Source organism: Hyunsoonleella aestuarii, from assembly GCF_006148925.1.
Taxonomy (GTDB): Bacteria; Bacteroidota; Bacteroidia; order Flavobacteriales; family Flavobacteriaceae; genus Algibacter_D; species Algibacter_D aestuarii.
The window spans coordinates 1,392,601-1,417,250 of sequence record NZ_VAWB01000001.1 but is presented as its reverse complement, the minus strand read 5'-3'; the positions used below and the strand labels follow the sequence as shown (position 1 = coordinate 1,417,250).

Below are 24,650 nucleotides of genomic sequence, written 5' to 3'. Positions count from 1 at the left end.
AATTTATAAGCTATAAATTATAAAACATTAAGCAGATGAAACTAAAAGTTCTTTTTTTATTGACATTCGTTACCATGTTATGCTTTTCTGCACAAGCGCAAAGAGGTGTTAGAATAGGTTACATTGATACAGAATATATTTTAGAAAATGTTCCTGAGTATCAAGAGGCCACGGCTCAATTAGAAAGCAAAGTTCAGAAATGGAAAACTGAAATTGATTCAAGATTGAGCGTTATAGCACAGAAAAGGAAAGACTTAAGTAACGAAAAAGCACTTTTAACTAAAGAGCTTATTGAAGAGCGTGAAGAAGATATTTATTTTGAAGAAAAAGAAATATTAGACTATCAGCAAAAAAGGTTTGGTCCTAATGGCGATTTAATGATTCAGAAGAAACAATTAATGCAGCCTATTCAAGATCAAATTTTTGCCGCTGTTCAAGATATGGCTTCAAGTAGAAAATATGATTTTATTTTCGATAAATCCGCAGATGTCGTTATGCTGTATTCAGCGAAACAATTCGATTTAAGCGAACAAATTTTAAGAAGTATTACAAGAGCTTCTAAGCGAAGACAAGTGAAATCGAAAGCTGAGCGTAAAGAAGCTGAAAAGGAGGAATTAGTTCCAGAAATTAATTACGAATTAGAAGAAAGACAAAAGGTGCTTGAAGAGAAGAAAGCGAAAAGAGCTAGTGCCATTGAAGAAGCTAGACAGAAAAAATTAGCAGCAAGAGAGGCGAAAGTAAAAGAAGCTGCCGCTAGAAGACAGAAAATATTAGACGATCGCGCCAAAGCAAAACAAGAAAAAATTGACGCTCAAAATAAAAAAACTGAAACTAACACAGATAACCAAGAAAGTACGGTTGATGGAAAAGTAGTTGAAGGTAAAGAAGCAGGAACAGAAGAAGCTCCAAAAACACGCGAGCAGCTTATTGAAGAAAACAGACAAAAAAAATTAGCAGATAGGGCAGCTCGTAAAAAAGAACTTGAGGACAGAAAAAAGAAAATTTTAGAAGAAAGACAAAAAGCAATTGAAGAACGGCAAAAGGCAAAAGACTCGATAAACAATAATTAACAATTAATAACACATTTAATACAATTTAAAAATGAAACACTTAAAAACTATTTTATTAGCAACGGCATTATGCATCGGAACAATTAGTTTTACTCAAGCACAAAGTAAAGTTGCACATATAAACACAACAGAATTAATTCAAGCGATGCCAGAAATGAAGTCGGCACAATCAGAATTAGAAGCTTTAGGAAAAACTTATCAAACAGATATCCAAGCTTCTATTACAGAGTATCAAACTACTGTAAAACAATACGAAGCGGAAGCGGCTACTAAAACTGATGAAGAGAACCAAAAAAGAGGTTTAGAGTTACAGGAGAAGCAACAACGTATTCAGCAGTTTCAAGCAGATGCTCAAAAAGATTTACAGAAAAAAGAAATTGATCTTTTAGGTCCAATAACTGAAAAAGCAAAAGCTGCTATTTTAAAAGTTGCGAGAGCTCAAGGATTCGAATATGTTGTAGATTCGGCACAAAGTGTTGTAATTATGTCTGATGGTAAAAACTTACTTGACGATGTAAAGAAAGAGTTAGGTATATAAAATTCTACTTAAAATAATATTTTAAAAGCTGTCTTTATAAGACAGCTTTTTTATTTTTACTAAACTTATGAGTAAACAACCTATTGGAATTTTTGATTCGGGTGTCGGCGGCACATCCATTTGGAAAGCTATAAATACCTTATTGCCTAATGAGTCTACTATTTATCTTGCAGATAGTGCAAATGCGCCTTATGGTCCAAAAGGTAAAGAGAATATCATAGATTTAAGTATTAAAAATACAGACCTTTTAATAAACAAAGGCTGTAAGATTATTGTTGTCGCTTGTAATACCGCGACCACTAACGCTATAGATTACCTCAGAAATAATTACAATATACCTTTTATTGGCATAGAACCAGCAATCAAGCCTGCTGCATTACAAACTAAAACATATGCTGTTGGTATTTTAGCAACAAAAGGAACCTTAAGTAGTGCTTTGTTTTCAAAAACCTCAAATCTGTTTGCTAGTAATATTACAATTGTTGAACAAGTGGGAGATGGTATTGTTGAGCTTATTGAAAGCGGACAACTATACTCACCTGAAATGAAATCCTTGTTGAACATTTACTTAGAACCTATGATTAATGAAAATATCGATTTTTTGGTTTTAGGATGTACCCATTATCCTTTTTTAATACCAATTCTTCTTGAATTACTTCCTAACCACGTTAAGATTATAGACTCTGGTGAAGCGGTGGCAAGACAAACAAAAGTTATCTTAGAATCTCATGAAATTTTTAATACCTCCTCATTGAAAGGTAAATCAGAATTTTACACCAATGGTAATCCTGAAATTATAAAATCGCTTTTAAACAACTCTTTAAACGTTAAGTATCTTGATTTTTAATTACTATTCTTTAAACCAACTAGAGTACTTAATATAATTATCTGCGATTCGGTTAATTTCACCTGAAATAAGATCCTCACTTACATCTTTAACCTTTTTTGCTGGCACACCGGCATAAACACTTCCGGCTTCAACTAAGGTGTTTTTAGTCACAACAGCTCCTGCTGCGATTATAGAATTACTTTCTATAACGCAATTATCCATAATTATACTTCCCATGCCAATTAAAACATTATCGTGAATGGTGCATCCATGAACCAAAGCATTATGACCAATAGAGACATTATTGCCAATAGTAGTTGGCGCAGTTTTATAAGTTCCATGAATTACAGCTCCGTCTTGAATATTTACTTTATTACCCATTTTTATGAAGTTAACGTCTCCTCTAACAACGGCGCTAAACCAAACGCTACATTGTGCACCCATAGTTACTTCTCCAACAATTGTAGCATTTTGAGCTACAAAACAATCTTCTGGGATAATCGGGATTTTTCCTCTAACTGATTTTATTACTGGCATATTAAATTTCTTTGATAAAAGGAATCTGTAATCAATAATTGAAAATCCCTTTTTAGTTAATTTTATTGTTTTTCTATTTATGAGTTTCTAGTGTATACAGGAATTTATTATATGATAAAAAAGTGGCTTTCTTTGAAGCTAAAACCATAACCTACTTACCATTGCTTAATGCCAAAACGCTACTTTTTTATCAACATATTTAACAACTTCATTTACATTAACCAGATAAGACTTATCCCCTCGAGCAAAATTATAATTATACAAAGTATCTTCAAAATATTTTAATGTCTTGCTTCCTGATTTTTCCTTATAATGGTTTAAGTATATTTTTGTGTAATTATCATCACAAAACATTATATTAAATTTAAGCATTTCCTATTTCAAATACATTAATCGAAATAGGTTCCATTCAAAAATAACAGGTATGAGCATTTAGTTCTTATATCTAGCATTGATTATATGCCTAAAATTAACCCCCTTTAAATAAAAATATTAGACAAATAAAAGTTGCATTTAGGAATAATAAAGGTTAGCAAAGTGAGCCTTAAATATTTTAATTAACAGCAGGACATTTACAATCATACTGCTTTCTTCTACAATTAAAGTTATAGCCTAAGGTTAACTGGTGGAAGCCACCACTAGTAAATACTATAGAATTAGACTGATATGTATAATTATATGCAAACATAAAGTCGTTGTAATCTACTCCAAGAATTGGTGATATTAATTGCAGCTTTTGACTACTTACACCAGAGCCATCTAAAAACTCGGCGCCATCAAAACTTCTTCTATAGGATAAACCACCCCATAACCTACCAAATTCCATTTCTTTATATGCCTTAGCATTAACATCTATTGAAGCCTCTTCTGTACCATCTTTATACATAAACATTAGCGAAGGTTCAAAACTCCATTCACTTCCTAACTTAGAGAAAACACCTCCAACAGAAACTAAATAACGTCTCAAATTACTTGTAATCTCTATATCATTATTAATACCAGAATTCTCTAAAAGATTTTTAATGGTTGCATGTGCGTAAAAATCTAAATAGTGGTAAGAAAATCCTAAGTCGATATTTAAGTTTGTTTCACTTTGTACAATCCCATCAATAATAGGGTCTGGACCATCAAAAAGAAAAGAAGTTTCATCCAGCTTATACTGAATAAAACCAACACTTAAACCAAAAGATAACATGTTTAAATCCACTTCATTTCTAGAAAATAATAAATGATGGGCATAGGTAGCATAAGCGCCTGTTTGTGAGTGATACCCATTTTTATCTGCATATAATATCCCACCTACAGCAGATTGAGAATCCCCTATTCTTCCGTTAAGACTTAAGGTTAAAAGCTTAGGTGCTTCGTCATGACCAAACCATTGTTGGCGTGCTGTTAGTCTAACTTTAGAACAGTTAGCAACACCAGCCATAGAAGGATGTATCAAGTAATAATTATCGGTTAAATAATCGGTGTATATTGGTAAGCCTTCTTGGGACCTTACTACTTGACCAAATAACAGACCAAATATAAATACTAAAACAATTTTCAATTTCATAAAACAATTATCAAGGTAGGTTCAGTTTACAATAAACGTCTTGATTATTAAAAAATTACAATCGCAAGATATTAAGAATTTGATTATTCTTAATACCTGCCTTTGCTAGCAACAAAACTCAAATATATGGATATCTAAAGTTTTCTTTTAGTATTTTTGCAAAAAATAGCTAAAATGGGTGCTTTCAATGTTAGTATACAAGAAACTTCAAACGATTTAATTATAAAATTTGAAGTAAATCAATTCATCACAAAACACCAGAGTTTTGAATTTAATAATATTGATGAAGCAAAGTCATCTCCAATAGCCCAGCAATTATTCTATTTGCCATTTGTTAAAAAAGTCTATATTTCTGGCAACTTTATTGCTGTAGAACGCTATAATATTGTTGAATGGAGTGATGTTCAAGATGAGGTTGCAGAACAAATTGAAGCTTATCTAAATGATGGTGGCATTGTAATTGAAGAAACTGGAACAACTAAAAAAGTACCTGTAACGGTATACGCTGAAAGCACACCAAACCCTTCTGTGATGAAATTTGTTGCCAACAAAAAAATAGTCACAGCCTTATTTGAATTTACCTCTATTGATGAGGCAAAGTTATCCCCACTCGCAACAGAATTGTTTCATTTTCCATTTGTGAAAAGTGTTTTTATTGAGGAAAATTACGTTTCTATTACGAAATATGATATCACTGAGTGGCAAGAAATAACTATTCAGCTTCGTGATTTTATTAAACAATTCATTGAAAACGGTAAGGAAGTTGTCCTTCCAGAAGCAGCTGAAACCTTGAGAAAAACAACAAACCAAGTGGATGCATCTTTCGACTTACTAGATGACACATCAAAAGAAATCATAAATATTTTAGAAGAATACGTTAAGCCAGCAGTGGCAAGTGATGGTGGTAATATCCAATTTATTGCTTACGATGAAGACACTAAAAATGTTCGTGTTATGCTACAGGGCGCATGCAGTGGCTGCCCTTCATCCACATTTACCTTAAAAAATGGAATTGAAAATATGCTTAAGCAAATGCTCCCAGGAAAAGTAGATATGGTTGAAGCTATTAACGGTTAATCCCTTTTGCCTTTTTTATTAAAATTGTGACCTCTTAAATAATACTGTGTCTTAAATACAGTAACCTCTTCATTTATAGGTTTCTTTTAATTTTAATTATAAACATTAATAAAAATGGCAGTTTTAAAAGTAATAGAAGTTTTATCGAACTCTGAAAAGAGTTGGGAAGACGCAACCAGGAAAGCAGTAAAGCACGCATCAAAAAGCGTGAAAAACATTCGTTCTGTTTATGTACAAGATCAAAGTGCTAACATAAAAAATAATGAGGTAACCGAGTTTAGAGTAAACCTTAAAATTACATTTGAAGTAGAATAACTTTTTTTGCACCCAATTATTTAAACATCATTAAATTAGTTAAGCAAATGCCAAGTCCAATAATTAAACACTTAATTAGACTTGGCATTTCTATGTAATCATGGTGCAGGATTTGGAATTTCCTTGTGCACTTCGTCTATCTGGCTTAATATCTCATCGCTCAAAACTAAATTAACACTCTCGATATTATCTTTTAATTGATTCAAATTTGTAGCTCCAATTATAGTACTAGTTACAAAAGGTTGTTGATTCACAAAAGCTAAAGACATTTGGGCTAAACTTAAGTTATTATCTTCTGCTATTTTCAAATATTTGCTTGTTGCATTAGTAGCTTGCTCGCCACTATATCTGGCAAACCTTGGAAATAACTTTAAACGGGCATTATCAAGAGCATTACCTCGAATATACTTTCCAGATAATACCCCAAAAGCCATTGGCGAATAAGCCAGCAAACCAACATTCTCCCTTAAAGAAACCTCGGCTAAATCGGTTTCAAAAGTTCTGGTAAGTAAGGAGTAAGCGTTCTGTATAGTTACAACCCTTGGCAAATTATGTTTTTTTGATTCCTCTAGGTAACGCATGGTTCCCCATGAGTTTTCATTAGATATACCAATGTTCCTAATTCTACCTACTTTTAACTCTTTATCTAGGCTATGCAATATTTCATTAAAATTATCTTTCCAAATTTCGTCTAGCTTAAAATCTCTAATACCAAATCTATTTGTATCGCGCTCTGGCCAATGCAATTGGTATACGTCAATATAATCCGTTTGTAATCGCTCCAGTTCTAAATCGATGGCTTCCTTAATGGCACTCGGACTAAACCCAGTCGTTCTAATATGAGCCGTGTAGTCTCCTCCTCCAGCAATCTTAGAAGCTATAACGACTTTATCTCTATTGCCACGTTTTTGTAGCCAAGTCCCAATTATTTTACTGGTACGTCCACTTATTTCAGCAGTTGCTGGAACTGGATATAATTCGGCTGTATCAATAAAATTAACACCTTGATCTAAAGCGAAATCCATTTGCTCATGGCCTTCCGCTTCTGTATTTTGATTTCCCCAAGTCATAGAACCAAGGCATATTTTACTAACTTTTATGTTAGTATTTGGAATAGTTGCATATTTCATTTAGTCAAAATTTTTGAGCATAAAGATAAAAAAACCTTTTAGAGCTAAAATGTTCTAAAAGGTTTAACTAATTGATTTCTTAATATAATATGATACTAACTATTAGTTCTCATTTAACAGTCGCGATAATTCATCTAGCTTAGGTGTTAAGATCACCTCAATACGTCTATTTTTAGCCTTCCCTTCTGTAGTGTCGTTTGTTGCAATTGGAGCAAACTCACCACGCCCAGCAGCTGTTAAGTTTTCTGGATTTATAGTCGCATTTTCTCTGAGAATATTCACTATCGCTGTTGCACGTTTGGTAGACAAATCCCAATTTCCGCTCAACTGCCCAGAACCCTTATAAGGAACATTATCGGTATGTCCTTCTATTAAAACAGCGATATCTGGATTATCACCTAATACACTTCCTAATTGTTCGACAGCTCTGCGGCCTTCACTCCCAACTGCCCAACTGCCAGAACTGAATAATAATTTATTTTCCATAGAAACATAGACTTTACCATCACGTTGCTCTACAGTTAAGCCTTTACCTTCAAAATCGGTTAGGGCTCTAGAAATGGCATTTTTTAAAGCCGTCATCGCTGCATCTTTAGACGCAATAACATTTTCTAATTCTGCAACACGATTAGAACGGTCTTCTAGTTCCTTTTTAAGTTTTTCTAATCGTGCACTTTCTGCTGCTAGTGCTTGTTCCTTTGTTTCAAGTTGTGCTAATAATTCTCTATTCTTTTTAGAATTGGCCGCAATAGCAGCAGAGCTATTTGCTTCTAACGCATCATAAGATGATTTTAAATTATCGTAGTTTGCTTTAGTGGCATTATAATCGGCTTGAAGTTTATCGCGGTTAGCCAGGGCTTCTTCATAAGCTGCCTGGATTTGCTTCAATTCGTTTTCAGCCGCATTTTTCGCACTAAGAAGGGTTTCATTTTCATTGGAAAGCTTTCTATTTTCGTTTTTCAAATTGGCATACTTTCCTTCTAATTCTTTATAAACTTTAGGAGAAACACAAGACACTAAAAAAACTAATGCTAATAATGTGAATACGCTTTTTTTAATCATTTTGTTTGGGTTCATTTTAATTCTATTTATAAATGTGTTTAATTTTCAATTTCTAGCAAAATTGGACAATGATCGCTATGTTTTGCTTCAGAAAGTATAACGGCTCTTTTAATATTATCTTTTAATGGATTAGATACCATAGCATAATCTAATCGCCAACCCTTATTGTTTGCTCGAGCATTGGCGCGATAACTCCACCAACTATATTGTTGCAATTCTGGATTTATATAACGAAAAGAGTCTATAAACCCGCTATCTATAAAACTATTAATCCACTCACGCTCAACTGGCAAAAACCCAGACACGCCCTTCATTTTTGGATTATGGATGTCTATTTCTTCATGACAAATGTTATAATCGCCACAAATTATAAGATTAGGCATTTCTTTTTTAAGATTATCAATATAGTTCTGAAACATATCCATATATTCCAGTTTATGGTTTAATCGTGCATCGTTAGTCCCGGATGGCAAGTATAGACTCATAACGGAAACACCATTAAAATCGGCTCTTAAATTGCGCCCTTCAAAGTCCATCGATTCGATACCTGTCCCATATTCCACATGGTTAGGTTCTGTTTTACTTAAAATGGCAACACCGCTATAGCCTTTTTTCTGGGCACTAAACCAATATTGATGTTTATAGCCAGCGTCTTCAAATAGGTCTAAATCGAGTTGCTCCCTTAGCGCCTTAATTTCCTGTAAACAGATAACATCCGGATTTGCTCCAACCAACCAATCTATAAAACCTTTATTTATTGCAGCGCGAATACCATTTACGTTATAGGATATAATTTTCATTTAACTATTCAATTTTGTGAAATACTAAAAGCGTTAAAGTAAAAGGATAATTACCTCTATTTAATTTTGATTTCAGCTAAAATAAATAATGCGTTACATTTACACTATTAATTATAACAGGAGTTTTAACGAAGCTATCAACAAAATATTTTATACGAATTGTAGTTTAAGTATCAAATGAAATTTAAAGTTACTTTTTTTCTTTTTCTCCTTAGTTTTTGCAGCTTCGCTCAAAGTAAAACTTCTAACTATAAAACGAAAAAAGTTGCCTTAAGAGATTCCATTAAAATAGACAGTGTTAGTATTAATTCTAGTTCTTTTTCTCTTAAAACTAAGGATGGTATTATAATTGACACCTCTTACTACCATATAGACTTTGCAGGAGCAGTTTTAAGGGTTAAGAAACCTATTAAAACTGACACCTTAATTATAGACTATTTAAAGTTCCCTGACTTTTTAACCAAAACATATAAGCAATTAGATGAAAGTATTATTGTTGAGAACACAAATAATATTCAAAAACTCTACAAATTGTCGGAATCTAATACCTCTAGAACTTTTATTCCTTTTGATGGTTTAACAACATCTGGAAGTATCTCTAGAGGCGTTACCATTGGTAACAATCAAAACTCTGTATTAAACAGTGAACTAGACCTTCAAATTACTGGTAAATTAAATGATAAAGTCTCTCTTCGGGCATCCATTCAAGACGCCAATATTCCTTTACAGGAGAGTGGCTACTCCCAACGTTTAGATGAATTCGACCAAGTCTTTATTGAGCTTTTTAGTGAGCGTTGGAACATTCGAGCAGGCGATATAGACTTACATAACTCCAATTCTTACTTTGCTGAATTTTCAAAACGTGTTCAGGGATTATCTGTCAATGCGAAACTAGGTTCTGAAGAAAAAACAAACGTATTTGCCGCTGGTGCTTTGGTAAGAGGTCAATTTACAACAAGTCAATTCACTGCTCAAGAAGGCAACCAAGGCCCATATAAACTTCAAGGTCCAAATGGCGAACTATTTGTACTCATCGTATCTGGAAGCGAGATTGTCTATGTTAACGGAGTTGCTATTGAAAGAGGAGAAGACAAAGATTATATTATCGATTATAATGCTGGAGAAATTATATTTAACTCTACGTTTCCAATTACCTCAGAAATGCGTATCACGGTGGACTATCAATTTAGTGAGCGTAATTATTCCCGCTTAGTAGCTTATGCTGGAGGAAATTATGAAAGTGATAAATTGAAAATTGGGGTTTCTGTTTATTCTGAAAATGACTCAAAAAACCAACCTCTTCAACAGAATCTTTCTGAAGAACAAGTTCAAATATTATCAAACGCTGGTGATGATAGAGGTTTAATGGTCGCTCCTTCGGAAGTTTTAGAAGCACTAAATGAAAATAGAATTTTATATAAAAAAGAATTGATTGAAGGCGTTGAAGCTTTTGTTTTTTCTAACAATCCTGATGATGAATTATATAGAGTAACATTTACTTTAGTGGGCGACAACCAAGGAGATTATATTTTAAGCAGCATTAATGCTATTAATAATATTTTTGAATATATTGGGCCTTCACTAGGCAATTATGCCCCTATTGTGCAGTTAGTAGCACCAACAAGATTGCAGATAGCTGTTTTGAATGGCGAATACAACCCAAATGAAAAAACAAATATAAGCTTTGAAGCCTCTGGTAGTAAAAACGATCAAAACTTGTTTTCAGATATTGACGACGACAATAACGAAGGCTTTGCTGGAAAACTAAGGTTAGAACAAACCATTGTAAAACAAGATAGTTTATGGACTTTAAAAGGTTTTATAGATGGTGATTTTATAGAAGCCAACTACCGAAATATACAAGGGCTTTATAACCCAGAATTTAACCGCGATTGGAATTTAGACCAACAGCCTTCCAGTAATCAAATAGCTATTGGTTTGGGAGACCAGAGTTTAATTTATAGTGGGTTACAAGCTTATCACGCAAAAAAAGGAACAATAAATTATAAATTTGAACACTTAAATTTCTCTAAGGGGTTTAACGGAAACAGACATTTAGTGAGTGCTAATCTAACTCTAGACAGGTTTTTAATTCAGTCTAATTCTAGTTTTTTAAGTGCTAAATCCAGTACGAATTCATCAACCTTTTTAAGATCCAATAATTTGCTCTCCTACAGCTTAAAAAAAGCTTGGGTTGGAACTAGATTAGAAATTGAAGATAATGAACAAACGGAAACAGCAACTCAAACCTTAACACCGTTAAGTCAAAAATTTAGTTCCTTTGAGTTTTTTACAGGCATTGGGGATAGCACGGATGTTTTTGTTCAAGTTGGCTATAAAAATCGTGTAAATGATAGTGTTAGAAACAATCAACTTCAAAAAGTAAATATCTCTAATACCATTTATATAGACTCCAGATTGATTAAAAAAAAGAATACCAACCTATCGCTATTTGCTAATTATAGAAATTTAAAAAGTGAAGACTCCAGCATTAGAGATGAGCAATCTATAAACTCAAGGTTGCAGTATAACCAAAAAGTATTTAATCAAATTATAGTTTGGAATACGATTTTTGAAACTAACTCTGGCACGCTTCCACAACAAGATTTTACTTATGTTGAAGTAGAAGCAGGTCAAGGCATTTATACATGGATAGATTATAATAACAACGGTATACAAGAATTAGAAGAATTTGAAATAGCACAATTTCAAGACGAAGGAAAGTATATTCGTGTATTACTTCCTAATCGTGTTTTTATAAAAACACATCAAAACAGGTTAAGTCAAACCCTAACTATTAATCCGACACAATGGTCTGGTAGTGAAAAGAAATCTCAGAAATTCTGGTCTCACTTTTATAATCAAACAAGTTATTTAGTAGATAGAAAATTAAGAAGAGAAGGTACTAGTTTTAATTTGAATCCGTTTGAAAATGACCCTGACAATCAACTGGCATTGCAGTTAAACTTTAGAAATGTTCTTTTTTATAATCGTGGGAAACAACGATATACAACATCTTACACTTACTTATCAAATCAATCCAGAAATGTATTATCTATTGGTTTTGTAGAAAACAACTTAAAAAGTCATCAATTTAATTTTAATCATAAAGTAGCTGAAAGTTGGCTTATAACTTTAACATCTAGTTTTGATAATAATGAAAGCGTTAGTGAAAATTTTGCCAGTAGAAATTATAATTTTGATGAAATCAGATTGAATCCGAAACTTTCCTATTTGTTTAGTGATAATTCACGATTTGATGTGTTTTATGAACATGCCAGCAAAGACAATACCATTGGAAATCTTGAATCATTAACCCAACAGAAATATGGCATTTCTTTCAACTTCTCTAAAAATGAAAAAGGAGCAATTAATGGAGAGGTTAATTATTTTTCTAATGCCTTTAATGGTAATGCTAATACACCTGTTGCATATCAAATGTTAGAAGGACTACAACCAGGGAAAAACTTTACTTGGACTTTACTGGCTCAAAAAAAACTCACTAACTTTTTAGATCTTAATCTTAGCTACTTTGGAAGAAAAACTGAAACTAGCGATACAATACATACCGGTTCAATTCAATTAAAAGCCTATTTTTAAAATGTAATATTATCTATTTTCTTAAAAACGGAAATGATAACCCTAACAGCTTCCTTATAAAATTCTGGGTGGATGTTTTTATAATCATCTGTAGGTTCATGATAATCCTCATGATCCTCCACTCCAAAGTAAAGAAACGGAATGTCATGTTTATAAAAAGAAGCATGGTCTGATGAATAAGTCCAATTATCAAGACCATCATAACCATCATGACCTGATTTAAGTTTTACTTTCTGATATGGAGACTTATAATCCTCAACAATCCTCTTAAATTTGTCATTAAACGCAGTACCAACTGCAAATAATTCCTTTTTATCACTGCGACTAATCATATCCATATTGATATTGGCAACAATATCTTTTTTAGGCACAACCGTATTCTTTACATAATACTTAGATCCTTGAAGCCCTAACTCTTCGGCATCAAAAGCAGCTAAAATTACAGAATGTTTTGGTGGATACTTTTTAAAATGTTCTGCAAAACTGAATAATGCAGAGACTCCTGAGGCATTATCGTCTGCTCCATTATATATTCTATCCTTTTTTATGCCTTCATGATCATAATGAGCGCTTATTACAATATATTTTTTCGACTTATCCGTTCCTTTTATGAGCCCTAATACATTAATGGCATTATATTGTTCTCTGTTATAAGAGAAATAAAAAGACTGTTCAAAAGTCTTTCCTAGAGGCTTTACTTTCAAACTATAAAACTGATTAATGATATATTTTTTAGCTTTTTTCACTCCTTTTGTACCTGTTCGCCTACCTTCAAAAGTATCTGAAGATAACGTCTCTACATGTTGTAACAATGAGGACTCATTAAAGCATGCTTGGGCAAAACTTTGAGAAATAAATAAAAAAGAGAAAAGAAAAAATAATTTGTACATTGGGTATTGCTATTAATCGAGACAATATACATCTTTTTTAAAAACTGAATTTAAGTGATTTATCAGCTCTAAAAATAAAAACCCATATCGACAAAAGTCAATACGGGTAGTTTCATAAAGTTAATAATTATCTTACTTTAAAGCAGCTTTCATTAACTCTCTATTCATTCTTGCAATATTATCTAAAGAAATACCTTTAGGACATTCTACTTCACAAGCTCCAGTATTAGTACAGTTACCAAAACCTTCTAAATCCATTTGAGACACCATATTTTGAACACGATCTGCTGCTTCAACTTGTCCTTGTGGTAACAATGCATATTGAGATACTTTAGCTCCTACAAACAACATAGCACTTGAGTTTTTACAGGTAGCTACACAAGCTCCACAACCAATACAAGTAGCTGCATCCATAGCCTCATCTGCCGCATGCTTAGAAATAGGAATTGCATTAGCGTCTTGTGTATTTCCAGAGGTGTTTACCGAAATGTACCCTCCTGCTTGTTGAATACGTTCGAAAGCCGTTCTGTCGACCACTAAATCTTTTATTACAGGAAATGCTGCTGCTCTAAATGGTTCGATAGTAATAGTATCTCCATCTTTAAACATACGCATATGTAACTGACAGGTAGTAATCCCTCTATCCGGTCCATGAGCCTCTCCATTGATATACATTGAGCACATCCCACAAATACCTTCTCTACAGTCGTGATCGAAGGCTACTGGCTCTTCACCTGATTCAATGAGTTGCTCGTTCAACACGTCCATCATTTCTAAAAAAGACATGTGCTCTGAAATATCTGTTACTTTATAATCGACCATTTGACCCTTTGCATTCGAGTCTTTTTGTCTCCAAATTTTAAGTGTTAAATTCATAATGTCAATCTTATTTGTATGAACGTTGTTTTAGTTCAATATCCTTAAATTCTAATTCTTCTTTATGCAAAACTGCATCACCAGGTTCTCCTTTATATTCCCAAGCAGATACAAAAGCAAAATCTTTATCATTACGCTTCGCTTCGCCTTTTTGTGGACCAGATTCTTCTGCAGACTCTTCTCTAAAGTGCCCTCCACAGGATTCTTCTCTAGCTAAAGCGTCTTTAGCAAATAATTCTCCTAACTCTAAGAAGTCTGCAACACGACCTGCCTTTTCCAACTCTGGATTCATTTCTTTTGAACTTCCAGGAACAGAAACCTCTTTCCAGAACTCTTCACGAATGGCTTTAATTTCTGTCATAGCTTCTTTCAACCCTTTTTCGTTACGAGACATCCCGCACTTATCCCACATCACTTTACCTAACTTCTTATGGAAATAATCAACAGATTTCGTCCCTTTATTATTTACAAAGAAATCTATTCTGTCTTTAACTTCTTTTTCAGCCTGGTCAAACTCCTTGGTATCTGTTGGAATCTTACCTGTTCTTATATCATCAGCTAAATAATCCCCTATGGTATAAGGCAAAACAAAATAGCCATCAGCTAAACCTTGCATTAAAGCTGAAGCTCCTAGTCTGTTCGCACCATGATCTGAGAAATTAGCTTCACCAATACAATAAAGCCCAGGAACTGTAGTCATTAAATTATAATCAACCCAAACACCACCCATTGTGTAATGGACAGCTGGGTAAATCATCATTGGTGTTTCATATGGGTTTTCGTCTACAATTTTCTCATACATTTGGAATAAGTTTCCATATTTTGCTTCAACTATAGCCTTACCTAAATCATAAATTTTTTCTTTTGAAGGGTTTGAAATATTATGGATTTTAGCCTGCTCTGTTCCGTAGCGGGTAATTGCATCGGCAAAATCTAAATAGACAGCTTCTCCAGTAGCATTCACCCCATAACCAGCATCGCAACGTTCTTTGGCTGCTCTGGAAGCAACATCACGCGGCACTAAGTTTCCAAAAGCTGGATAACGACGCTCCAAATAATAATCTCTTTCGTCCTCAGATAAATCTGTTGGCTTTTTTCGACCTTCTCTAATTGCTTTTACATCTTCTAAATTTTTAGGCACCCAAATACGTCCATCGTTACGCAATGATTCCGACATTAAGGTTAATTTAGATTGATAATCTCCCGAACGTGGAATACACGTAGGATGAATTTGAGTGTAACAAGGGTTTGCAAAATAAGCGCCCTTTTTATGAATTTTCCATGCTGCCGTTACATTACTGCCCATAGCATTAGTTGACAAGAAATATACATTTCCATAACCACCAGTTGCAACTACAACCGCATGTGCAGAATGACGTTCAATTTCACCGGTAATTAAATTTCTTGCTATGATTCCTCTTGCTTTTCCATCAACCTTAACAACATCTAACATTTCATGACGGTTGAACATTTCAATTTTACCCCGAGCTATCTGCCTATTCATTGCAGAATAAGCTCCAAGTAATAACTGCTGTCCTGTTTGCCCTTTTGCATAAAACGTTCTGGATACCAATACCCCACCAAACGAACGATTGTCTAACAACCCGCCATAATCTCTGGCGAAAGGAACACCTTGAGCCACACATTGATCTATAATGTTAGCAGACACCTCAGCTAATCGGTATACGTTTGCCTCACGAGAACGGTAATCGCCACCTTTTACAGTGTCGTAAAACAATCTATAAGTAGAATCGCCATCACCTTGGTAGTTTTTAGCAGCATTAATACCTCCTTGGGCTGCAATTGAGTGTGCACGACGTGGTGAATCTTGATAAGCAAATGCTTTTACGTTATAACCTAATTCTGCTAAAGTTGCTGCGGCAGAACCTCCTGCTAACCCTGTACCAACAACAATAACATCTATATGACGCTTGTTTGCAGGATTAACCAAGTTAATCTTATTTTTATAATCTGTCCATTTATTTTGAATTGAACCTTTTGGTACTTTTGAATTTAAAGCCATAATTAATAAATATTAATGCTGGTGAATAAAGTGATGAAACAATGCAATAATTATAAATCCTAATGGAATAATTATTGAATACGCTTTGCCTATATTTTGAAGTGTCTTTTTACGTCCTGCTGAAGAACCCATTGATTGGAAAGCGGATGTAAATCCATGTGCTAAGTGCAATCCTAAGAGCGCAAAAGAAATTACATAAGCCCCTACACGCAGAGGGTTATGAAATTTTTCCACCATCTCATGGAAATAGCGATATTCTCCATCATGCATTCCAGACATGTCCCCTAAAACATACTTAGTATTTAACTCTGGGAACCAGAAATCGATAAAGTGTAAAACAATAAAAGCAAGAATTACAAGACCACTGTAAATCATGTTTCTACTCATCCATGATGAGTTAGCTGCGCCATTATTTTTAGCATAGCTAACACCATTCGCTTTTTTATTTTTAAGTTCTAATATGAAACCCATAATAAAATGAAAAACAACTCCAAAAATTAAAACGGGTTGTAAAGCAAACTGTACTAGTGGATTTGTTCCCATAAAATGGGATAACTCATTGAATAAATCAGCACTAAAAAGTGATGTAATATTAACCGCTAAATGAATAATTAAGAAAAACATAAGGAAGAATGCAGAAAGCGCCATGGCAACTTTTCTTCCAATCGAAGATTTAAAAAATCCGCCCATTTTTATATAGTTATTTTAAAAGATTAACAAAGGTAGCCATGGACAGAGTCTTAGACAAATAACATATGTCATGTTTTTGTTATTTAGAATGAGTTTAATTAAATATAGAATTTAGAAATTATCTGAACAAGTATCCTTATGATTGCTTAATTTTAAACTTCAATAAATTTTAGTTTATGAAATACCATTTAATTAATAAAAATCTATTCATAAAAAACCGGAAAAACTTTGGCTCTAAAATGAAGCCAAATAGTTTAGCGGTCTTTAATTCTAACGATATTTATCCTATAAGTGCAGACAGCACCATGCCTTTTGAGCAACATCGTGATATTTTTTACTTAAGTGGGGTAGACCAAGAGGAAAGCGTTCTGGTTCTCTTTCCAGATTGTCCAAAAGAGAAACATCGCGAAATACTATTTCTAAAAGAGACTAATGAGCACATTGCTATTTGGGAAGGTGAAAAATTAACTAAAGAAAAAGCGTTTGAAACTAGTGGTATTAAAACAGTGTATTGGTTACATGACATGGAAAAAGTCATGTTCGAAATTATGACGCAATGCGACACTGTATATATCAATACCAACGAACATTATAGAGCCAGTGTTGAAACCGAAACACGAGAAGACCGTTTTACAAAATGGCTTAAAGCAAAATATCCAGCTCATACTGTTGCTAAAAGCAACCCTATATTACAACGCTTACGCTCTGTAAAAGACCCTATTGAAATCGACTTAATTCAACAAGCTTGCAACGTCACCGAAAAAGGATTTAAACGTGTTTTAAATTTTGTGAAACCAGGAGTTTGGGAATACAATATTGAGGCGGAATTTATGCATGAATTTTTAAATAATAGGTCCAAAGGATTTGCTTACACACCTATTGTTGCTTCAGGAAACAACGCTAACGTTTTACACTACATTGAAAACAACCAACAATGTAAAGCTGGTGATTTAATTTTAATGGATGTAGGCGCTGAGTATGCCAATTATTCTAGTGACATGACAAGAACTATTCCTGTTTCTGGGCGTTTTTCAGAAAGACAAAAAGCAGTTTATAATGCAGTAAATCGAGTTAAAAATGAAGCCACCAAAATGTTGGTTCCAGGAACAGATTGGGCAGCTTATCATGTTGAAGTTGGCAAATTAATGACTAGCGAATTATTAGGACTTGGTTTACTTGATAAAGCAGACGTGCAAAATGAAAACCCCGATTGGCCAGCCTATAAAAAGTATTTCATGCATGGAACATCTCATCACATGGGATTAGACACTCACGATTATGGCATTTTAACAGAGCCTATGCAAGCAAATATGGTGTTTACTGTGGAACCGGGTATTTACATTCCAGATGACAGTTTTGGTATTCGATTAGAAGATGATGTGGTGATTCAAGAAAACGGAGAACCATATAATCTAATGCGTAACATTCCTATTGAAGCTGATGAAATTGAGGAATTGATGAATTCATAAGACATAGATTACTTAAATGCTTTTCTAAATCTGAACTTGTTACTATGAATGACAAAGATTATTTTTCCTATTTATACGAAATAGCTAGTCACTTAAATAAGGAATTCTCTCTACATTCTGCACTTCGTATGTCTTTAGAAAAAACTGTTGAAATACTTGACTTAGAAACAGGCTGGTTTTGGCTTACTGAACCAGATAACAAATCGGTTTACCTTGCCGCTTCTTACAATCTTCCTCCAGCTTTAAGTAAACATCCTGAAAGATTATCGGGTTGGTGTTACTGTATAAAACAATATCTAAGAGATGATATTGATCAAGCCATGAATATAAGTGAAATTACTTGTTCAAGACTGCAAGATATTATTACAGGGACTAAAGGGTTGAAATTTCATGCTGTCATTCCTATTACAATAAAAGGGCAAAAAGTAGGTCTTATGAACTTGCTTAGTAAAGAAACTAGACAACTAAATGAAAAGGAACTAGCTATTCTTAATACTATTAGTCAATTAGTTGGTACCGCGATACAGCGCACCCGATTAAAACAATCCTATAAAAATCATGGCTTAAAATCAAATAGCTCATTAAGCAATATAATAGAACGTGTTATTAATCCGCATATCAAAGATATCATTTCAAATCTTGAAAGCTCAAAAGGCTATAAAATAAATGAAGCCTTGAACAAAACAAAGGAGCTTCAAAAACAATTATCCCTATTAAGTGAAGAATCCTTGGAACAAGAACGTGCGGAAACCAATACCGAAGAGGCGCTTCTTTATCCAGAACTACCTCTTACAAAACGGGAGTTAGAAGTCCTTAGTTTAATAAAAAAAGGACTTACTAACAATCAAATTGGCAATCAGCTTTTCATAGTAGAACGAACCGTCAAATTTCATGTTACATCAATTCTTTCTAAACTTCATGCCAATACGCGTACAGAAGCAGTAGATATTGCTCTAAAAAGAGGGTTTTTGAGTATATGATTCCAGCCTATACACTCACCTGTTCTAAAGTACAGGTGAAGTTCTGTACTTAGGTTCGTTTTTTCACATGTTATCTATTATGATTTTTGTATAAATCTTAAAACAAAATATAATGAGATCACAAAAAATATATTTAGAGCATGCCAATATTACGGTAAATGATTTAAAGGAAGCCATTAAGTTTTTTCAAACGGCTTTCCCCCACTTTAAAATAAGAGGTGGCGGCAACGATACAAGAGAATGGGTGCATTTAGGTGATGATAACACTTATTTAGCACTTAATCAAGCACTACTAAATGAATTAAAGCCGGACAAGAATTATGATAAAATAGGTGTAAATCATTTGGGATTTGTTGTGAAAAACGTACAAGAAATAGCTAACAATCTGCTAAAAAATGGTTACAAAAGGGATTATCCAAAACAGGAAGAACAATTTAGAATTAGAGACTATTTTGCTGATGCCGATGGAAATCAGTATGAATTTGTACAGTATCTTAGCGATAAGCCAGAAGAAAAAAATAGCTACAATAACTAATTCACAGAACTATAAGTAATAAGTTATCGATTTGGAACGTTTATGAACATGAAATATAAAGGGTCGTTTTTTAAACGACCCTTATGCTAACAAGACTAATCAATACATTTAAAGAGTGACTAATTCAAACAAATAATCGTTTAGTTTGTTGAGCGTAGTAATTTTATCTTTTGAGTTAATTAGAAGTGAAATATTGTTTCTGCTTCCACCGTAAGAAATCATTCTAATTTTTACATCTTTTAAGATCTGGAAGAGTTTAAAAGTGCTTTCATGATTCACAATAAAATGACCAACCAAACACACTATTGTTTGACCTTTATCGACTTCTATGGTAGCGAATTCTTCTAATTCAGTGATAATCTTTTCTAGATTTCTATCATCGTCTATAGTGAGCGATACAGCAACTTCGGAAGTAGTAATCATATCTATAGAGGTTTCATAAACTTCAAAAACCTCAAAAACTTTTTTGAGAAAACCATGTGCCTGTAACATACGTCCAGACTTAATTTTTATAGCAGTAATATTGTCTTTGGCAGCAATGGCTTTAATCCCATTTTCTGATGTTTCACTTGAAATTAACGTTCCATCAGCTTCAGGAACCATAGTATTTTTTAATCGAACTGGAATACCATCCTCTCTTACTGGTAAAACAGTTTGAGGATGCAATATTTTTGCTCCAAAATAGGCTAACTCAGCTGCTTCATCAAAGGATAGGTTTGAAATTGGGTTAGTGTTTTCTACATATCGCGGATCGTTATTATGCATCCCATCAATATCAGTCCAAATCTGAACTTCATCTGCTCTTAAAGCCGCACCAACTAAAGTTGCTGTATAGTCGCTTCCGCCCCGTTGTAAGTTCGAAATCTCTCCTTTTTCATCCAAACATATAAAACCTTGTGTAATATAGATATCCGATTCTGGAGCAGACTCGATAACATTCTTTAAGCGTTGTTTTATATAGAAATAATCTGGTTCTTTAACACCATTAATACGCATGAAATCTAGTGCTGGTAATAATGTTGCGTTAATGCCTTCTTGATTCAAGTAAGCATTGAACATGAAAGTAGAAAGCAATTCACCCTGTGCAACTATGCTGTTATTTAATGCTTGAGAACTTTGCTTATAAGTGCATTCAACTAAAAAATCGAATATGTTAGTAACATAAGTTTTTGTTGTTTTTTTCAACTTAGCGTCAGAAAGCAGTTTATCTATAGTTTTAAAATAAGTTTCATGTAAATTATTTATGGTATCAATGGCCTTATTGGGATTCTTTGACTGAATCTCATTACCAATTTCTACCAAAGTATTTGTTGTACCAGACATAGCAGATAATACCACAACTTTCTTTGCTCCGTCATCAATAATGCTTTTTACATTATGCATGTTTAAAACAGACCCTACAGAAGTACCTCCAAATTTTAATACTTTCATATCACTTGATTTCGAAACAAAATTATGATGCGCTAAGTCAATTATAGCATTTTTAAAAAAAATAGTTTATTTTTACACAAATTGTTAAATAGTTAACATGAAGACTGTAAGTAATTGTGTTGAAGACATATTAATATCCCAACCATATCTGGAAGAGGCCCTTTCTAGGAATATTATAAACTTTAGTGCGTTAGCCATTGAATTGACAGAACCTATTAGCAAAATGCTTAAAAAAGAAGTTAAACCAGGAGCTATAATGATGGCTTTAAGACGTTATAATCCGCCTCCCGCATTATCCAATTCGGTTAAGATGAAACGTGTAATCCATAACTTAGGCGATATTACGGTGCGTTCGAACCTTACGGATTTCACCGTAAAAAACTCAAATACCTTAATTGACAATCATGCAAAAATCTTAGAGCGCATAAATCAAGAATCTAAGTTATTCTATACCTTTACAAGAGGTATTCACGAAAGTAATATTATCATTTCTAGTAGTTTAAAAGATTTTATTTTAGAGCATTTAAAGCATGAAACATTTTTAGCGGTCCAAAGCGGACTTACTGCTATAAGCATTAATTTGCCTGAAGACAACTCAAAAATTGCAGGATTGTACTATCACTTTTTTAAACGTCTTGCATGGGAAGGTGTTGTTCTTTATGAGGTAATCTCAACCACAAACGAGTTTACAATTTTAGTTGAAGATGAATATGTGGATAAAGCTTTTACAGCCATTAAGAAGTTGAAAGCATGATATTGGAATATAAAGGTGTAAACATTTTTTACACCGATGACGGCCAAGGCGAAGCCATTATATTACTTCATGGCTTTTTAGAAAATCACACCATTTGGAATCCATTCATATTGGATTTAGCAAAAAAAAATAGAGTTGTTACTTTAGACTTACCTGGTCATGGAAAATCTGGATGCCTTGGCTATATTCATACCATGGAAATGATGGCAGATGTCTTAAAAGCAACTTTAATGTATTTAAAGATTAATAAATTTCAATTAATTGGTCATTCCATGGGTGGGTATATTGCATTGGCTTTTTTAGAAGCATATCCAAATTATGCGCAATCCATTACTCTAGTAAACTCAACTTCCTTAGACGATAGTCCTGAAAAGAAAACAAATCGAGACCGAGCTATTGTTGCTGTAAAACATGACTATAAAACTTTTATTCGTATTGCAATATCTAATCTTTTCAATCAAAAAAATAAAGGAAAGTTTAAACAAGAAATTGATAACATCACAAATGAAGCCTTAAAAACCCCCTTACAAGGAATTGTAGCTGCCTTAGAAGGTATGAAAATTCGTAAAAATAGAGCTGAAATTATAAAAAGCTTTAATGGCAAAAAAATGATGATTGCAAGTAAAGAGGATCCTGTTTTAAGTTACAACCTATTAGTTGAAGAGAGCAAACGAGCTAACGTTCAAATGGTCGTATTTCCCGATGGACACATGTCAATTATTGAAAATAAAGGTTTATTCCTACAACAAATTATGCATTTCATCGAAAAATAATTACTTTTTAACGATTTATTGTATTTTTTTTACTATGTTTATCGAGTCTTAAATCGAATATCATGGAAAAAACTACTCAAAAAACAAATGTTGCATCTAGATTGTATTGCAATTTTTTTGGTCATGATTATCATGTAACTAAAAAAGTAACCCAGCACGTTAAAGAGTATCAATGCAGCCATTGTAAAAAAGAATTGACTACAAATAGTAACGGCAATCTAACAGAGTTAACAGCTACTTTTAAAGAAATTAACGATATTCTTGAGTTCATGTATCGCAAAAAAGTCATGAGAACACGCGAAAGAATGTACGGAACAAGTGCTGCCTAACGGTTTATTTTGCAATTATAATTATATTTTATACTTTTAACTCCCTTATAATTAGTTAATAGCATAAAATATGAAGAACATTTATTGTTCATTTTTTGGTCACGATCTTGAAGTGACTAAAAAAGTAACTTACTATGTCAAAGAATTCATGTGTCAACAGTGCCATGAGCAATTTACGACAGATGAGTCTGGAAATCTTACCAAGCTTACCCCTCAATACAGAGAAATAAATTCTGTTTTAGAAAAAATTCATAATAAAAAAATTAGACGAAAGTCTTTAAAAGCAGTTAGCTAGTAAAGTTTTTCCATCCTTGAGCTTTTAAAGGAATTTTAGACCCTACCCGAGTCACCAAATGCACACCCATACTATTATCCACCATATGACCAATTACTGTCAAACTGGGGTTTGCCTTTATTTTTGGATAGTCCTCTGGAGAGATTGTAAATAACAACTCGTAATCTTCTCCACCATTTAAGGCAACAGTTGTGCTATCAATATTAAACTCTTCACATACTGTAATTACTTGAGGATCTAAGGGAATCTTTTCCTCATATAAATCACATCCAACCTCACTTTGCCTACAAATATGTAATATTTCAGAAGACAACCCATCACTTATATCAATCATTGAAGTAGGTTTCACTTCTAAATCCTTCAACAATTTTACAATATCTTTCCTTGCTTCAGGTTTAAGTTGGCGTTCAATAATATAAGTATACGGTTCCAAATCTGGCTGATTATTAGGATTTACTTTATAAACTTCTTTTTCACGTTCAAGAACTTGAAGCCCCATGTAAGCAGCCCCTAAATCTCCTGAAACTACCAATAAATCGTTTGGTTTGGCTCCAGATCTGTAAACCTCATCATTCCCATCTACCTCACCAATAGCCGTAACGGAGATAAGCAAGCCAGTGGTTGACGATGTTGTGTCTCCTCCAATCAAATCAATATTATAAAGACTCGCTGCTGTTTCTATACCTGCATATAGATCTTCAAGTGCTTCCAAAGGAAATCTATTAGAAACCGCTACAGAAACTGTAATCTGTGTCGCAGTAGCATTCATTGCATAAACATCGGACAAGTTAACCATAATTGCTTTATACCCTAAATGTTTTAAAGGCATATAACTTAAATCAAAATGCACATTTTCAATTAGTAAATCTGTTGTCACTACTATTTTATTGTCTTCAAAATTTAAAATTGCTGCATCATCACCAATACCTTTTACCGTTGAAGTATGCTTTATATTAAATTGCTTTGTTAAGTGCTCGATAAGTGCAAACTCTCCTAACTCGCTTAAGGGGGTTCGCTGTTGATTTTTGTCTTCTATCATTTTGCAAAAATAAGAAGCTTGTTTCTAATAATTTATACATTTTTAACATTAAA

25 protein-coding genes are annotated in these 24,650 nt (G+C 33.4%); 13 read left to right on the top strand and 12 right to left on the bottom strand.

Translation table 11 applies throughout. The features are described from left to right. The first annotated feature begins 35 nt into the window (after positions 1 to 35). The 3 genes from FEF17_RS06380 (at position 36) to murI (ending at position 2,455) form a co-directional block, all read left to right on the top strand. Positions 36 to 1,070 (top strand): OmpH/Skp family outer membrane protein, encoded by a 1,035-nt coding sequence (locus FEF17_RS06380; protein ID WP_139001513.1) that lies wholly within the window; start codon positions 36 to 38, stop codon positions 1,068 to 1,070. Positions 1,071 to 1,101: 31 nt separating this feature from the next. Next, positions 1,102 to 1,608: an OmpH/Skp family outer membrane protein gene (locus FEF17_RS06375; protein ID WP_139001512.1), complete on the top strand. Its 507-nt coding sequence runs from the start codon at positions 1,102 to 1,104 to the stop codon at positions 1,606 to 1,608. Between the two features lie 67 nt (positions 1,609 to 1,675). Further along, a complete protein-coding gene (gene murI, locus FEF17_RS06370) occupies positions 1,676 to 2,455 on the top strand; it encodes a glutamate racemase (RefSeq protein ID WP_139001511.1) in 780 nt (259 codons plus the stop codon). Positions 2,456 to 2,458: 3 nt separating this feature from the next. Here the strand turns inward: murI and FEF17_RS06365 are convergent, their stop codons facing one another. The 3 genes from FEF17_RS06365 to FEF17_RS06355 form a co-directional block, all read right to left on the bottom strand. Next, complete coding sequence (locus FEF17_RS06365; protein ID WP_139001510.1) at positions 2,459 to 2,974, bottom strand: gamma carbonic anhydrase family protein; 516 nt, start codon at positions 2,972 to 2,974, stop codon at positions 2,459 to 2,461. A gap of 165 nt (positions 2,975 to 3,139) precedes the next feature. Beyond that, the gene (locus tag FEF17_RS06360; protein ID WP_246046794.1) at positions 3,140 to 3,346 is read right to left on the bottom strand and encodes a LytTR family transcriptional regulator DNA-binding domain-containing protein; all 207 of its coding nucleotides are present in this window, start codon (positions 3,344 to 3,346) and stop codon (positions 3,140 to 3,142) included. A gap of 181 nt (positions 3,347 to 3,527) precedes the next feature. After that, positions 3,528 to 4,529, bottom strand: coding sequence for a PorP/SprF family type IX secretion system membrane protein (locus tag FEF17_RS06355; RefSeq protein ID WP_139001509.1), 1,002 nt, complete (start codon positions 4,527 to 4,529; stop codon positions 3,528 to 3,530). 174 nt (positions 4,530 to 4,703) lie between these two features. On the opposite strand from FEF17_RS06355, the gene FEF17_RS06350 reads away from it, so the two are divergent. Both FEF17_RS06350 and FEF17_RS06345 read left to right on the top strand, forming a co-directional pair. Then, on the top strand, positions 4,704 to 5,606 hold the full coding sequence (locus tag FEF17_RS06350) for a NifU family protein (RefSeq protein ID WP_139001508.1): 903 nt from the start codon (positions 4,704 to 4,706) through the stop codon (positions 5,604 to 5,606). Positions 5,607 to 5,720: 114 nt separating this feature from the next. Then, complete coding sequence (locus FEF17_RS06345; RefSeq protein ID WP_139001507.1) at positions 5,721 to 5,921, top strand: dodecin family protein; 201 nt, start codon at positions 5,721 to 5,723, stop codon at positions 5,919 to 5,921. A gap of 98 nt (positions 5,922 to 6,019) precedes the next feature. On the opposite strand, the gene FEF17_RS06340 is transcribed toward FEF17_RS06345, so the two are convergent. The 3 genes from FEF17_RS06340 to FEF17_RS06330 all read right to left on the bottom strand — a co-directional run bounded on the left by FEF17_RS06340 (position 6,020) and on the right by FEF17_RS06330 (position 8,913). Beyond that, positions 6,020 to 7,051, bottom strand: a complete 1,032-nt coding sequence (locus tag FEF17_RS06340; RefSeq protein ID WP_139001506.1) for an aldo/keto reductase — start codon at positions 7,049 to 7,051, stop codon at positions 6,020 to 6,022. A 102-nt stretch (positions 7,052 to 7,153) separates the two neighbouring features. Further along, positions 7,154 to 8,113, bottom strand: a complete 960-nt coding sequence (locus tag FEF17_RS06335; protein ID WP_139001505.1) for an OmpA family protein — start codon at positions 8,111 to 8,113, stop codon at positions 7,154 to 7,156. Positions 8,114 to 8,151: 38 nt separating this feature from the next. Next, positions 8,152 to 8,913, bottom strand: a complete 762-nt coding sequence (locus FEF17_RS06330; RefSeq protein ID WP_139001504.1) for an exodeoxyribonuclease III — start codon at positions 8,911 to 8,913, stop codon at positions 8,152 to 8,154. A gap of 177 nt (positions 8,914 to 9,090) precedes the next feature. Between FEF17_RS06330 and FEF17_RS06325 the strand changes: the two genes are divergently transcribed. Then, a complete protein-coding gene (locus tag FEF17_RS06325) occupies positions 9,091 to 12,513 on the top strand; it encodes a DUF8818 domain-containing protein (RefSeq protein ID WP_139001503.1) in 3,423 nt (1,140 codons plus the stop codon). Here the strand turns inward: FEF17_RS06325 and FEF17_RS06320 are convergent. From FEF17_RS06320 to FEF17_RS06305, 4 genes are all read right to left on the bottom strand, one after another. After that, on the bottom strand, positions 12,510 to 13,403 hold the full coding sequence (locus tag FEF17_RS06320; protein WP_139001502.1) for a M28 family peptidase: 894 nt from the start codon (positions 13,401 to 13,403) through the stop codon (positions 12,510 to 12,512). The genes FEF17_RS06325 and FEF17_RS06320 overlap by 4 nt on opposite strands. Before the next feature lie 132 nt (positions 13,404 to 13,535). Next, entirely contained in the window at positions 13,536 to 14,279 is a 744-nt protein-coding gene (locus FEF17_RS06315) for a succinate dehydrogenase/fumarate reductase iron-sulfur subunit (RefSeq protein WP_139001501.1), read from the bottom strand. A 10-nt stretch (positions 14,280 to 14,289) separates the two neighbouring features. Continuing rightward, positions 14,290 to 16,302: a fumarate reductase/succinate dehydrogenase flavoprotein subunit gene (locus tag FEF17_RS06310; RefSeq protein ID WP_139001500.1), complete on the bottom strand. Its 2,013-nt coding sequence runs from the start codon at positions 16,300 to 16,302 to the stop codon at positions 14,290 to 14,292. Positions 16,303 to 16,314: 12 nt separating this feature from the next. Beyond that, positions 16,315 to 16,992, bottom strand: a complete 678-nt coding sequence (locus tag FEF17_RS06305; RefSeq protein WP_139001499.1) for a succinate dehydrogenase cytochrome b subunit — start codon at positions 16,990 to 16,992, stop codon at positions 16,315 to 16,317. Between the two features lie 176 nt (positions 16,993 to 17,168). Here FEF17_RS06305 and FEF17_RS06300 point away from each other — a divergent pair, with 176 nt between their 5' ends. The 3 genes from FEF17_RS06300 to FEF17_RS06290 all read left to right on the top strand — a co-directional run bounded on the left by FEF17_RS06300 (position 17,169) and on the right by FEF17_RS06290 (position 19,976). Continuing rightward, positions 17,169 to 18,461, top strand: a complete 1,293-nt coding sequence (locus FEF17_RS06300) for an aminopeptidase P family protein (RefSeq protein WP_139001498.1) — start codon at positions 17,169 to 17,171, stop codon at positions 18,459 to 18,461. A 44-nt stretch (positions 18,462 to 18,505) separates the two neighbouring features. After that, the gene (locus tag FEF17_RS14500; RefSeq protein WP_139001497.1) at positions 18,506 to 19,441 is read left to right on the top strand and encodes a LuxR C-terminal-related transcriptional regulator; all 936 of its coding nucleotides are present in this window, start codon (positions 18,506 to 18,508) and stop codon (positions 19,439 to 19,441) included. A 112-nt stretch (positions 19,442 to 19,553) separates the two neighbouring features. Then, positions 19,554 to 19,976 carry a VOC family protein gene (locus tag FEF17_RS06290; protein WP_139001496.1) on the top strand — a complete coding sequence of 141 codons (423 nt, stop codon included), beginning with the start codon at positions 19,554 to 19,556 and terminating at the stop codon, positions 19,974 to 19,976. Positions 19,977 to 20,084: 108 nt separating this feature from the next. Here the strand turns inward: FEF17_RS06290 and FEF17_RS06285 are convergent, their stop codons facing one another. Then, entirely contained in the window at positions 20,085 to 21,407 is a 1,323-nt protein-coding gene (locus tag FEF17_RS06285; protein WP_139001495.1) for an aspartate kinase, read from the bottom strand. 97 nt (positions 21,408 to 21,504) lie between these two features. Between FEF17_RS06285 and FEF17_RS06280 the strand changes: the two genes are divergently transcribed. The 4 genes from FEF17_RS06280 (at position 21,505) to FEF17_RS06265 (ending at position 23,558) form a co-directional block, all read left to right on the top strand. After that, complete coding sequence (locus FEF17_RS06280; RefSeq protein ID WP_139001494.1) at positions 21,505 to 22,161, top strand: hypothetical protein; 657 nt, start codon at positions 21,505 to 21,507, stop codon at positions 22,159 to 22,161. Then, positions 22,158 to 22,934 carry an alpha/beta fold hydrolase gene (locus tag FEF17_RS06275; protein WP_139001493.1) on the top strand — a complete coding sequence of 259 codons (777 nt, stop codon included), beginning with the start codon at positions 22,158 to 22,160 and terminating at the stop codon, positions 22,932 to 22,934. The genes FEF17_RS06280 and FEF17_RS06275 overlap by 4 nt, the downstream gene beginning before the upstream one ends. 62 nt (positions 22,935 to 22,996) lie before the next feature. After that, positions 22,997 to 23,263 carry a DUF1660 family phage protein gene (locus FEF17_RS06270; protein WP_139001492.1) on the top strand — a complete coding sequence of 89 codons (267 nt, stop codon included), beginning with the start codon at positions 22,997 to 22,999 and terminating at the stop codon, positions 23,261 to 23,263. A 70-nt stretch (positions 23,264 to 23,333) separates the two neighbouring features. Further along, positions 23,334 to 23,558, top strand: a complete 225-nt coding sequence (locus tag FEF17_RS06265) for a DUF1660 family phage protein (protein ID WP_139001491.1) — start codon at positions 23,334 to 23,336, stop codon at positions 23,556 to 23,558. On the opposite strand, the gene thiL is transcribed toward FEF17_RS06265, so the two are convergent. After that, positions 23,551 to 24,597: a thiamine-phosphate kinase gene (gene thiL / locus FEF17_RS06260; protein WP_139001490.1), complete on the bottom strand. Its 1,047-nt coding sequence runs from the start codon at positions 24,595 to 24,597 to the stop codon at positions 23,551 to 23,553. The genes FEF17_RS06265 and thiL overlap by 8 nt on opposite strands. Between the last annotated feature and the right edge of the window lie 53 nt (positions 24,598 to 24,650).